At 45.3% G+C, this 12,389-nt stretch carries 13 protein-coding genes and 1 pseudogene; 6 read left to right on the top strand and 8 right to left on the bottom strand.

Annotation, left to right across the window (positions count from 1 at the left end; genetic code table 11):
• The first annotated feature begins 232 nt into the window (after positions 1-232).
• Entirely contained in the window at positions 233-625 is a 393-nt protein-coding gene (locus IM509_RS07675) for a hypothetical protein (RefSeq protein WP_052277471.1), read from the top strand.
• 366 nt (positions 626-991) lie between these two features.
• On the opposite strand, the gene IM509_RS07670 is transcribed toward IM509_RS07675, so the two are convergent.
• Entirely contained in the window at positions 992-1,387 is a 396-nt protein-coding gene (locus IM509_RS07670) for a hypothetical protein (RefSeq protein WP_052277472.1), read from the bottom strand.
• A 282-nt stretch (positions 1,388-1,669) separates the two neighbouring features.
• Positions 1,670-1,984: a hypothetical protein gene (locus tag IM509_RS07665; protein ID WP_002758945.1), complete on the bottom strand. Its 315-nt coding sequence runs from the start codon at positions 1,982-1,984 to the stop codon at positions 1,670-1,672.
• 389 nt (positions 1,985-2,373) lie between these two features.
• Between IM509_RS07665 and IM509_RS07660 the strand changes: the two genes are divergently transcribed.
• The 3 genes from IM509_RS07660 (at position 2,374) to IM509_RS07650 (ending at position 5,266) form a co-directional block, all read left to right on the top strand.
• Positions 2,374-2,877: a hypothetical protein gene (locus tag IM509_RS07660; protein ID WP_002758944.1), complete on the top strand. Its 504-nt coding sequence runs from the start codon at positions 2,374-2,376 to the stop codon at positions 2,875-2,877.
• Positions 2,878-3,384: 507 nt separating this feature from the next.
• The gene (locus tag IM509_RS07655) at positions 3,385-4,611 is read left to right on the top strand and encodes a hypothetical protein (protein ID WP_185236991.1); all 1,227 of its coding nucleotides are present in this window, start codon (positions 3,385-3,387) and stop codon (positions 4,609-4,611) included.
• A gap of 49 nt (positions 4,612-4,660) precedes the next feature.
• Positions 4,661-5,266 (top strand): hypothetical protein, encoded by a 606-nt coding sequence (locus IM509_RS07650; RefSeq protein ID WP_185236992.1) that lies wholly within the window; start codon positions 4,661-4,663, stop codon positions 5,264-5,266.
• Between the two features lie 20 nt (positions 5,267-5,286).
• On the opposite strand, the gene IM509_RS07645 is transcribed toward IM509_RS07650, so the two are convergent.
• From IM509_RS07645 to IM509_RS07620, 6 genes are all read right to left on the bottom strand, one after another.
• Complete coding sequence (locus tag IM509_RS07645; protein WP_185236993.1) at positions 5,287-6,492, bottom strand: tetratricopeptide repeat-containing S1 family peptidase; 1,206 nt, start codon at positions 6,490-6,492, stop codon at positions 5,287-5,289.
• A gap of 29 nt (positions 6,493-6,521) precedes the next feature.
• Positions 6,522-7,451: a S1 family peptidase gene (locus IM509_RS07640; RefSeq protein ID WP_185236994.1), complete on the bottom strand. Its 930-nt coding sequence runs from the start codon at positions 7,449-7,451 to the stop codon at positions 6,522-6,524.
• Positions 7,452-7,557: 106 nt separating this feature from the next.
• Positions 7,558-8,181 carry a COP23 domain-containing protein gene (locus IM509_RS07635; protein ID WP_185236995.1) on the bottom strand — a complete coding sequence of 208 codons (624 nt, stop codon included), beginning with the start codon at positions 8,179-8,181 and terminating at the stop codon, positions 7,558-7,560.
• A gap of 160 nt (positions 8,182-8,341) precedes the next feature.
• A complete protein-coding gene (locus tag IM509_RS07630; RefSeq protein ID WP_052277478.1) occupies positions 8,342-9,430 on the bottom strand; it encodes an isocitrate/isopropylmalate family dehydrogenase in 1,089 nt (362 codons plus the stop codon).
• A gap of 443 nt (positions 9,431-9,873) precedes the next feature.
• Positions 9,874-10,110, bottom strand: coding sequence for a NifU family protein (locus IM509_RS07625; protein ID WP_052277479.1), 237 nt, complete (start codon positions 10,108-10,110; stop codon positions 9,874-9,876).
• 409 nt (positions 10,111-10,519) lie between these two features.
• Positions 10,520-11,167: a DUF3386 domain-containing protein gene (locus IM509_RS07620; protein WP_004268696.1), complete on the bottom strand. Its 648-nt coding sequence runs from the start codon at positions 11,165-11,167 to the stop codon at positions 10,520-10,522.
• A 187-nt stretch (positions 11,168-11,354) separates the two neighbouring features.
• Here IM509_RS07620 and IM509_RS07615 point away from each other — a divergent pair, with 187 nt between their 5' ends.
• Together IM509_RS07615 and IM509_RS07610 are read left to right on the top strand one after the other, a co-directional pair.
• Positions 11,355-11,600, top strand: coding sequence for a type II toxin-antitoxin system HicB family antitoxin (locus IM509_RS07615; protein ID WP_002749457.1), 246 nt, complete (start codon positions 11,355-11,357; stop codon positions 11,598-11,600).
• 312 nt (positions 11,601-11,912) lie between these two features.
• A pseudogene (locus IM509_RS07610) lies at positions 11,913-12,389 on the top strand (formylglycine-generating enzyme family protein); the annotation flags it as partial.

The raw sequence follows: 12,389 nt of genomic DNA, 5'->3' as shown, positions 1-12,389 counted from the left end.
TGTTGCGCGCGACTTTTTACCCGGCCAAGCTTTTCTGGTCGGAACCCCCTAAGCCGAGTTTTCAAGGTGCTGCGCCGTCCACTTGGGTTTCGAGACTGGCCTTTTAATTCTAACGTAAAGCCAACCTAGAACGGCGGGGTTTCAGACCCAAAATTTCCGATGAGAAAGTTATCCGCAATCAATAAAGTATCGAATCGGGGCAAGAAAAATTCAACTAAGAGGAGTTTAACTGATGACAGCCGCCACTGAAAAAGATTTAAAAAGATTAGAGGATTTAATTATCGGCATTGCCAACGGACAAAAAGCGATCGAAAACCGACTAACCACCATGGAAAACCGACTAACCACCATAGAAAACGGACAGAAGAATTTAGAGTTAGGGCAGTCGGAAATTAAAGGCGATATCCGAACCCTAGACGCGAAGATAGAGGGTTTAAGCGATCGAGTTAAAGTTATAGAGAATGCGGCGGGGAAAACCACCGATCTCGCCGAAAAAGTCGGAGAATTGAAAAACTGGAAACAGATCGGAGTAGTGGTGATCACGGCTTGGCTCAGTTCGATCCTCAGTGGTGTTACGGGTGGGGTAATCGGTTGGCTAATCCGAGCGGCGAAAGTTAACCCCTAATGGCGTTGCTGAATCAAGATATGAAGACTGATTTTGCACCTGTCCACCAGAACGTAGGTTGGGTTGAAGCATGAAACCCAACGCCCGCATAGTTTACGCTACCGCTAACCCATCCTACAAATAATTGTGCCTCCCTACTTATGAATGCTGATTTTGCACCTGTCCACCAGTCAACCTAGTTCTAGGTTTTAAAACTTACCCAAGAAGACAGGTAATAATTATCCCCAAAATACTCTGGGGAGTAACCTAAATAACCAACCTTAAAAAAACTCGCTGCTACACTTGAGTTAGTAGATGCACCCTGATGAAAAAGGAGAGTCAAAGAAAGCTCTCCTTTTTTTTTGTTGAGAAAGCAATCCGGGGGATTTAGCCGCGGTTAGCAGGTAGTTTCGCCTTGCGTGCCATGTCTTTGAAACCATTCAAGCTCGGACCAGGGCGACGGCGAGACATACTAGGAGTAATCAAGTATTTTGTCGCAAATTCTACTTCTTGCGGCTCTACTTTACCGTTAGTAGCGGCTACGGGTGCCGGTGCGCTCACAGGAGCAGCTGGAGTTTCTTTTACTTGCTTTTCTTTCTTAATAGAAGTTTTTTGGGCTTTTTTCTCGGCTACAGGGGCAGCAGCAGATTCCACAACAGGTGCGGGCGCTTCCACCACAGGTGCGACTACAGCCGTGGTTGCTGTTGCTTGTTGTTCACCATCGGTTTCTTTTAGTTCTAGGTAAAAGTCAGATTTTTTGCCACCAAAGAGATTTTTTAACATCGGGGATCACTCCGAGAGTTGGGAAAATGTAAAAGACTAGGTATTTAAAAATTTATCATTGACCGGGATCAGGCAGCAAACAAGATTATTCTCTTGACAATTTCTCTCCTTCATCTATTTTTCTCTGGATAATCTTTACCAGACAAAGTGTTTTAAAACAAGTTAAATTTACAAAAATTTACAAAAATTAAGAACGAGAAACCCCGACGCAAACAAGGGTAAAAACTGCTGGAGACGTTGCTGACAACGTCTCCAGATTATTTATTGGGGATTTGGTCGGATTTAGCCAGCTGCGGGTACACGGCTGCCGCTAACTCCGGGTACAGGACCACGACGAATGTTGGTTTCCGTTTCGATGGGAACGAATTCAATATGATTAAGGAGGGTAGTAACGAAAGCAAAGAGTAAAAAAGGCAAAGAGAGGACGACGACTAACCCCACGGTAGCGAGGGCGAAAATTTGTCTAGTGCTACTCCAAAGAGCTAGAGTGGAAGCCAGAGTAAGAAAAATAACGATTAACCAGACGATTATTTGTCCGTAAATATCTCCGAAGGTGAGGGTGCAAACCATGCGATAGTTACGAAAATCCTTATCCATAACAGTAAACCCGTAGATAGTCAGTTATTGTTTTAGGGTAAGTCTAGAATCGTTAGCTTGGTCAATATTTAAAGGTTTTTATAAACACTTGTTGATAAATCTTTACAATTCCGCCCCGAGCGGGTAGCCAAATCTAGAGATAAGTAGGGAGGCACAATTATTTGTAGGATGGGTTAGCGGTAGCGTAACCCATCGGGGCGTTGGGTTTCATGCTTCAACCCAACCTACGTTCATCTTATATTTAATTCCACCCACCTACTTAAGAGCGGTATTGTTTGGTTGCTCTCCTCAGAATTGATAAGAATTGCTAAGAATTACCAAAAAACTGGCCATAATTTTGGCGAACGCTCTTTACAATTAAATTATAAAGGCAAGGAGGAGCAAGCCTAATGAAAACTTTTGTTGAGCGTTATTGGTCTTGGTTTAATTGGACAACCTTAGCGATGGTTGTTCTCGGTTTCTGGTTAAGTGCCAGTTTCGTCATCGATTTAATCATTCTCCCCAGCTTATCCGTAGCTGGCATGATGACACAAAATGGCTTTGCCAGTGCTGGTTACTTGCTATTTGGCATTTTTAACCATCTGGAATTAGTTTGTGCGGCGATTGTGCTGTGTAGCTTTGTTGTCTTCCACCGCTATCATACCTTAATCCATCTCCCCGAACATCGATCGCTTCTATTCGCTGGTGTTCTCTTAGTAATCACCCTAATTTACACCTATTTTCTCACTCCCAATCTGAGTGCTATGGGTTTACTGGCTCCCGTTGCCGCGTCGGGAATGTCGGGAGAAATGATGTCTTTGCAGATTGGTTACTGGTGTCTAGAAGTGGTTAAGGGTTTAATAGCTTTCACCCTGTTGCGCTGGTGTTGGCGAGATGCCTTTAAGTTAGCTTAGTTGTTGATTAAAAGCGGGGTTCAACCCGCTTTTTTTAGTTCTAGCAATATAATCCGCCTATTTGATTTCTGAACAGAGACGCAGCGCATCCAGCAAAGCCAAGAATACAAGTCATAAGTAGTCATGCAAAATTAATTACCTGCCCGATCGAGCTAAAACCCTTACGGGGCAATGATCGTCATGTGTAAATAATTTTGCCTAGGTACTTAAATATTTTAAACTTCATTTAGGTGCCCTAGGGGATTCCATGATTGATAACGGACAAGTTTAATAATTTGCTATCTAAGAATAAATCAGAACGTAGGTTGGGTTGAAGCATGAAACCCAACGCCCGCTCATGTTACGCTACCGCTAACCCATCCTACAAATAATTGTGCCTCCCTACTTATCTAAGAATAAATCTAGGGGATTCCATGATTGATAACGGACAACTTTAATAACTTGCTATCTAAAAATAAATCAGTTACAATCTTTACAAATTAACTTCGTCTGTGAGGAAAGCTGGAAGTGTTGTTAAAAAAAGCCAAAAGAAACAGCCAGATGAGACACATATTTTCCGGAGGAATTTTCATTGCCTCCTGTGTGGGTACAGCCATACTTTGCGATGGGGTGAAGGCCCTTCCTTCTCCCTTAGACATTGAGGATGCTTCTATTCGGGTATCCCAGGAAAAAATTATCATTAATTCCCCCGTAGAATTAGAGAGGACAGAAAGAGTTCTGACAACCAATTCCTTCTCGACAACAGAGGGATTAGCCGATAGTAATCTGCCCTCATCCTTAGAAAATAAACTAGGGAAATCTTCCCTCGATACTTTAGCAACAGAAAAGACCAGGACAATTTCAACCCTAGAAGAATGGAAGGCGAATCTAGGGACAACGCAAGCGAGTCAGCTGTCACCAGTAGGAGTTAATAACTCGCCAGAAGTAGAAAAATGGCAAGCACAGGCATCTACCCCCGTTGATCCCAATATTTCCCCCGAATTGCAGCGTTTACGTCAAGAGTTTCTGATTGGGGAACCGCAATTAACGCTACAAACCCTTTCTGCGAAACTGGCGGAATTTGTGGTTGCCCCTAGTGCCAGTATTTCTACTCCCATCGGTTTTGGAGCGAATTTTGGGCAGATTTTCGGTGGTTTCGGTTTCCAGTCGAGAACCCGTTTTACCAATCAAGCAGATGGTGGGTTAGCCCTAGGGGGCGGTTTGGGAGACCCCCAGAAAATTGTCGGTTTAGATGTAACTCTGGCGATTTTGAGCCTTTTTGGTGATAATGCCGGACGGGGCAGTTTTAGCTTTAAAATTCACCGTTCTCTGCCAGAAGGTTTTGCTGTGGCCCTAGGATTTGAAAACGCTATTAACTGGGGTGGGACAGATGGCAGTAGCAGTATCTACGGGGTGGTGAGCAAATTTTTTCAGTTAACAGAAACAACGAAAGAACCCTTTAGCCAATTGACGCTCTCTTTGGGTGTTGGTGGTGGTCGTTTTCGCTCGGAAGGAGCCATCGAAGATGGGGTAAATTCCCTGGGTGTCTTTGCTAGTGCGGGTTTACGAATTGTTGAACCGGTCTCGGCCATTGTCGAATGGTCGGGTCAAGACTTAAACGCAGGTATTTCCCTGATTCCTTTCCCGAAAATCCCCTTGACGATTAACCTTGCGGGTGCTGATTTAACGGGGAATGCCGGGGACGGCGCTCGCTTCGTCATGAGTATCGGCTACAATTACTTTTTCCCCCGTTAGTCGTTTTTTACATTGTCTAATTTAGTTTTTTTGAATGAGGATAAAGACCATGTTGATGAAATGGTTGACTAATTGGCAAGTTTCCCTAGTGGCGGCGGTTTTGCTGACCAATGCCCTAGTCTCTCCCGTTATGGCGCAAACCGGCAACCAATCCGATATCACCGGGCCAATTCTTTCCACCGGTGATTTTGCCGGTCAAACTATCCCCATCACCACCACGGTGACGGGATTGGGATTTCAGGGGGGAGAACCGGTTCAAATCTCTGTTAATCAGGCGGCTGCTTCTGTGAATGCTCTTTTAGCCAGTAATAATTTAACCTCCCCCACAGGTATCCCGATTCCCGCAGCCATTCAGGAATTGCTCCTGAGCATCTTAACCGGGGATGCACAGGCGGGTAATAATATCAATGTTCTCACTGCCGCTCTTACCACTGCCCCCGGCGCACCGCCTTTAAATGTCATTCAAGACTTATTGGACAGCTTAGAGGGACTGACCAAGGAAGAGAGGGTAGTTCCAGTTAAATTGCAGGCGGCGGTGCGGGCCTATAATGCGATGATTTTAGCCAGTAACGAAGAGTTTCTCCGCAATCCCCCCGCAGAACTACGAGCAATTCAAGCATTCTTAGCTAAATTGGTGCAACCCACTATTAGCTAACCGCATTTTCCCTGCTCACTTCACCATAGTCTCCTTGGATTAGAGGGCTGTGGTGAAGGCTCCACGGTGGGCGCGGTGGTTGGCTGTGAGGGGGTTAGAGAAGGGGTATTTCCTCCCCCTAAAGATTCTTGGAGCTTGTCTCGCAGTTTTTTGGCGGTATCGGACTTAGGATTAATTTTGAGAGCTTGTTCGTAGGCGGCCAGCGCCTCTTGGGGGCGTTTCCAGTAGGTCAAGACCAGACCTTTACCGTACCAAGCTTGATAGAGTTGAGAATCGAGTTGCAAGGCTTTTTCATAGGCGGCATAGGCGAGGGCTAATTGTCCTAACCGCCACATTTTATTGCCTTGATTAAGCCAGTTTAGGGGATTAGTATCGTTATTATTGGGAACTTCAAAAGCCTTGTATAATTCATCCCCAATTTCTTGCAAAGATAAGGCATTGGGGGGCGAATTTTCGACATTTATCTGCCCTTGAATGCCAGACTGAGGTGCTAATTTCAAAAAAGTAGTGATGGGAATAGCGAGACTAAAGCCAATTGGCACAGGAACCTTTGCGATTTTTTCGGCTTCATTTTGTCCGTGAACCGCGATGACTCGTCCATTGAGATCCAACACTGGACCGCCACTCATGCCCCCATAGGTGACACTGGTATAAACTATCTCATACCCCAACTCTGGGGGAAATATTTTCAGCAAGGGTGTAATGTCCTTGGGCAGCACTTTCCCCACATTGAACAATCGTTTCCGCTTGCCGATAAATTTCGGATCCGGCCATCCAGAAGCAAAAATAAATTGTTCGTCAGCTACTTGATAGTTAGCCAAGGTCGCTAATTGATAATTTTGGTCGCTCTGAAACTGCACGAGAGCTAGATCTACTCCGGGTAATTTTTTGATGCTATTGTAATCGAGCGGATATTTCTTGCCATCCCAGGTAATAATTTTTAGTTGATCGTAATAGAACTTGCAGGCATCTCTAGCATCTTTACAGATCACATGACTGGCAGTAAGAACAGTATAAACTTTTCCTTCTTTGGCAATAATCGATCCAGAGCCATTAGCAGTAATTTTCCCATTCGCCCCCTCTTCTTCTGAGGGGATTAAAACGGTAATCTTTTCAGCAATTTTTTCTATCTGCTCAGTTGTTGATGCCTTAGCAATCTGAGGAGAAACCAAAAACACCGCTATACTAACTAGGGCGGCGGAAATTTTCAAGAAATTGTTGCTCATTCTGGTTTAAAAATACAGTTGAGTGGAATTTACCAGAGTGGTGTGGGAGCGGGATTCTTTTCTCTTGGGGTTGACGAGGGTGGAGAAGGAAAATCTTCCGAGAAAGTGGTTTCTCTATGGGTGGGAAGCGGTGGAGGTGACACTGCGGGCCGTTGCGGACTGGAAGCAGATGGAGAAGATGACCCCGATTTTAAAAAAGTCCCGATAGGAATCGCCCAACTTAATCGACTCATTTGTTCCCACAGTGCTGGTGAAGTCACTGTTCCATCAGCAAAAACGTAGGATTTACCCCAGAGAGGATAAGCATGAATCCCGTTAATACCAATAACTTTACCTTGCCGATTTAGCAGCGGTCCGCCACTCATACCATTTTTAATCTTATTGGTGTAGCCGATTTGGTAGCCCCCCGAAAAGGATTTATCACTCAAAAGCGACAGTTTACCCACGGTGAAGGTAAATCCTTGTTCTGTCGGGCGATCGCCATCGAAGGGAAAGCCAGCGGCGAAAACTTCATCTCCGATAGCGAGATCATCGACATTAGCCAAATCAGCAATAGAATAAACTTGGCTACTGCGAAAAGAAACTAAGCCTAAATCATAATCATTCAAGCGAACTGTTCTGACCAACTCACCCCGATGTATCTTGCCGTCAGGGGTTTGTATTTGCCAACCCCGATAGCGATACCGCCCTAAAACATGGTCATTCGTGAGGACTTTGTAGGAACCACCCTGCTTTTCAACTAAAATGCCCGAACCCCAGCCTTGCCCTGATAACACCTTAACGGTAATTGCTCTGGCTAACTGACGCAGCTGTTGTTCTGAAAGTTGTTGAGAGCTATAGGCATTGGCCCGGTTAGGTTCCAGAGCGGGAGCATAGCTTGGGACAGCAAGCAAAGGTGTGGACAGTCCCAATAATAAACTGCCCGCACCAGCCAAAATTCTTTTTATCGCCCGACTCACTTGATTACTATGCTCCTATCTATAGAACTAGAAAAGTTTACCAAACAGCGGGCGTTGGGTTTCCTTGCGTCAACCCAACCTACCTTATCTATAGAACTAGAAAAGTTTACCAAACAGAACCGCCCGATGGTTTTTGGGGCGACTGTTCGGGAGAAGTCTCCGGCAGTGGAGAGGGGGACGAACCGGTAGCCAGATTTGTTTCCACGGGAGCATTTTCTAGGAATTTGTTGAAATGGACAATGACAGAATCCGATGAGCTTTCAAACAAAGGATCGGTTCTAGATCCCTCCCGGAGGTCGAATAGCTGTTGGATTTTCTGGGTTGCGTCTTCCCCTTTCTTGAGGGTAAATAATAGGTTATCGCGATTTGCCCGTTCTCGTCCATTACTAGGGGAATAGATGACCGGCAGACCATTGAGATAGCCAGTGGTAATAATATCAATTCCGCCTGGTCGAGCGTAAAGGGTATTGAATCGTTTAGTTACTTCTAGACACCGTTGCTGGGGAGTGTAACCGGAACCGCTAGAATAACGAGAAACCCAACGAATCACAGCTTTGCGTTCATTAGAGCCGACTTTGGCATAGGTTGTGGGAACTCCCACATGGGGGCCTGTCACTGGTAAAAGACACTCGAATCTGGTTTGAGCTTGGCTCGGTGATTGTAAGGTCAAGGCAGCTCCTACACCAATCAGACCAATAGTCAGAGTTTTTGTCAAAGTTTGTAATGTCATTGTCCTTATTCTAATCCTGCAAAGGGACTCTACTATACACTTCAAAGGTAGCTGTTATTTCTCCGCAAAACCAACAAAAGCAAAGCTTTTGCAACAATTCTTATTTTTTGGGATTACCCTTTCTTCAAACTCCTTTAAGAGAGCAATCAGATGAGTTCGTTTACCCCAAAGCAGACCAAACTTCTAACTTACTGACCACACGACGAATCACCTCATCGGTAAACTCACTCATGGTCATTTGGCCCCCTAAATCGGGGGTTTTTTTGCCCTCGTGAATAGTTTCAAAGACACTTTCATAAATTGCCCGAGAAGCTTTGCGCGCTTCGCTAGTTTCGATATAACCTAACAAAGCTGCCGAGGCTAAAATCATCGCCATGGGATTAGCGATATTTTTGCCCTCTAAAGCCGGGGCCGTGCCGTGGGGAGCTTCTGCCATAATGGTTTTAACCGCTAGGGTCTCCTCATCAAATCCCAAAACTAAACTTTCGGCCCCGGCAATACTGCCATAGAGTTGCAAGACAAAATCAGATAATAAATCGCCATCGCGATTAAGTGCTGGAATCACCAAAGCTTCGCCGTCGGTTTGTAAAAGTAGGGCAAAAGTTGCATCAATTAACAGGGGTTGATAACGCACTTCCGGATGTCTTTGGGCCGCCGCGTCTAATTCCTCTTTAAACATCCCTTCGTAGGTGGCACTAACGGTGAATTTTGGGCCGCCAAATACCCGCGCCCCGGTTTTTTTGGCCTGTTGAAAGGTAAACTCGGCCACAGCGCGACTGGTAGCCCTAGAAATGCGCGAGGTGCGATAGGCAATTTCATCGCCGGTGGCAGTGGTTTCTCGCCATTCTTTGGCCCCGTAGGCATCGTCAACGGCCATGCGGACAATGGCAATGGGAGAATAAACGCCCCCAATCGGACGAATACCGGGGATACGGCGACCGATGCGGAGGATTACCTGAGAATTCATTGCTTCTCTTAAAATAGCGTTGGGACTGCCCACATCTCCTTTGATTTCTGGGGTGATAGTAGCAGCTTTCAGGGCTAATCCGGTTTTTAGAGTCGCTTCAGCGGCCTCGTGAACCACTTGATTGTTACTCTGGCGACGCTGGGCTAAACTAAGATCAAAATCGGCAAAGTTAAGGGGTTGACGAATTATCGAGGGTTGTAATAGTCTCAGGGCTTCTAGTAATAGTTCTTCTCCAGTTTGGTCGCCGTGCATGACCACAATGGTGGGGATATTTTCCGTCATAATTTTTGAGTTTTAATAAAAATTGTCAAGTATATCTTAATGCTTAATTGACCGTTTAATCGGCTAAAAAAGATACTTTTTACCTTAATTAATTCTGTAATTTTATCCATCTTGTAAGTAGCTGGTTATAATTAAATTGAAGATAGATTTTGGGTGCGATCCCCCCTGCCCCCCTTGATAAGGGGGGTGCCGGTAGGCGGGGGGATCTACCCTTGATAAGGGGGGTTTGATCCCCCCTGCCCCCCTTGATAAGGGGGGTTCGATCCCCCCTGCCCCCCTTGATAAGGGGGGTGCCGGTAGGCGGGGGGATCTACCCTTAATAAGGGTGGTTTCTGAAAGTTTTTAACACCTAGCCACTTAGAAAAAAATATATAATTAATATTATGCCCGATCGCTAATTAAATTAACAATCGGGCGCTAGTGAGAATTAATTAACCCAAGATTTAGAAAGCTTGTTCAACTTCGGCAATGTCTGGAATCATTTCCCGGAGACGGCGTTCGATGCCCATTTTTAGGGTCATGGTGGAACTGGGACAGGAACCGCAAGCGCCTTGAAGACGCAGTTTGACGACTGGCCCGTCGATTTCGACTAATTCCACGTTACCACCATCCGCCATCAGGTAGGGGCGCATTTCATCTAAAACTTGTTCGACGTTATCAGGAGTCAGTGTTAAAGACATAATCAGCTTCTGGTCAGAGATTTATTACAGTGTAAGTAAGTGGTTTCAATTAAATTGAAGATAGATCTTGTCTTTGATCCCCCCTGCCCCCCTTGATAAGGGGGGTGCCGATAGGCGGGGGGATCTACCCTTGATAAGGGGGGATCCCCCCTTAATCCCCCCCTTATTAAGGGGGGTGCCGATAGGCGGGGGGATCTACCCTTAATAAGGGGGGTGCCGATAGGCGGGGGGATCTACCCTTATTAAGGGGGGCGCCGATAGGCGGGGGGATCTACCCTTGATAAGGGGGGTTTGATCCCCCCTGCCCCCCTTGATAAGGGGGGTGCCGATAGGCGGGGGGATCCGACAATTTTTAACACCCACCTACTTAGTTACTTCAATCCTAACGCTTTTGGGGCGGGAATAACCCTTAAGATTCTAAAAGCTGTAGATTGATAAAAGTAAATTCTGTGGTGGATTTTTCGCCACCAGCATCGATTGCGTTAATCACTTGACAGGAGGGTAAATAATAATTACCGATTTTTTCGTAGGTTTCCTTAAAGTCACGTTTTCCCTTTAATTCATCGGTTTTAGCATTGCGGAAAATGGCATTATAGCGAATAGAAATATAACCTTCTCCCGTATCGAGACTTTCCTCGGTATTAATAGTAAAAGCCATCGGTCCCATGACTCGACTGACTTGACAGATTTCCTGGCCGCGGACTTTATAATTAGACCCCATCGCATCGCCGGTGACAAGAATTTCTACCGCACCGGTGGGATCATCTTGCCCGAAATTAAACTGGTTTTTGCCGTGGGAAGCATCAAAATTGCCTCTTTTACGGTGAGTAACGATGTCGCGCATTTGATTATAGATACTTTCTTGCACTTTCTCGTCATCAATGCCCGTTACTTCCACACTATAATCGGCATTAACTTGAATTTTGCCCGTATGGACTTCCTCCCCTTGGGTGAGGATAATATCAGCAGTGTAACCGGGAAATCCTTCATCCCAAGTGTAACGGTTTTCGTAGGCGGAGCGGAAAATATCTCGGGCGTTCGTCGTGGCTACAGTCATAATCGCTTTACTTGTGTTGATAACTCCATTTATATCATTGTCGCTGATTTTTTCGCCTCTGGCCGAGATTTCTAGAAAACTAGATGAATTCCACAGCTTAGGGAAAAGTCAGTTAGAATCGATCAATGACCCGTACCTTGCTCGATTGCCATAAATCTAAATAAGCAAAAAATAAACATGAGCAATTATGACAAAATTAAGTCCAAAAGTTACCGCAATTATTCGTTCTGGTGAACAACAAGGATATGTAGGTGAATGCGTGGAAATTTCGATTGTCACCCAGGGAAATACCTTAGATGAGGTGGTTAATAATCTCCAAGAAGCCATTTTACTGCATTTAGAGGGAGAAGACCCCAGGGAGTTCGGTCTAGTTGCCAAACCTTCTCTACAGATTATATTTGAGTTACAGCCAGTAATTTGTAGGATGGGTTAGCGGTAGCGTAACCCATGCGGGTGTTGGGTTTCATGCTTCAACCCAACCTACATTCTATCCGGCAAAGACATTATGCTGTTCTTAATTTAAATTGCTTGTTGAGACGAGGTAAGAGGCAACCCCCCTCCGACATTGGGGTAGGGTTGATTCATGAATCAACCCTACTATTAATCAACCCTACTATTAATCAACCCTACTATTAATCAACCCTACCAACATCGGGGGGGTTTAAGGATAGGCGGTTAAAATGCGTCTTAGCTGATCAAAAAATCGGGCTAAAATAGAAAAAACTCACCCTCAGCGACCAAGGCGATGGCAGAAGAAACAGCGAAAATCAAGCTTTATCGGAAAACCTATCAACTTCCCCAACTAAATCGCCCCGATTTATTGGTTTTGCAGGATCAGATTCAAGAAAGACAGCAACTGATTAAAACCGGAAAACGGGTTCGCAATACATGGTTAGGATTGAGGAAAAAAGAAGAACCCCTCAATTTCGAGGAAACTTTTCAAGAATTGGAAAGATTAGTCGGGGATTATAACCAGTTAATCAGATTTCTCACCGACCATAAGGATGAATACCGGCGGTTTTTCCAGTCACTGACCGAGGAAATCAAGGAGGCAGTGGCGGTTAAATGCCAGAAATTGGCGGAAACAGAGCGAAAACGCCAATCTTTGGAGAATAGCATCGGCTCGGCCGACCTGCGAGATACCCTGAGACTACAGAAACAGCAGATTTTCCGCACTGTGATTCTTGTTGGTCGCGCCAGCTTGCTCATGCTCAAGAAAATC

The sequence above is a fragment of the Microcystis sp. M31BS1 genome, assembly GCF_020245285.1.
In the GTDB taxonomy this organism is placed as follows: domain Bacteria; phylum Cyanobacteriota; class Cyanobacteriia; order Cyanobacteriales; family Microcystaceae; genus Microcystis; species Microcystis panniformis.
This window is presented reverse-complemented; position numbering and strand designations above follow the sequence as displayed.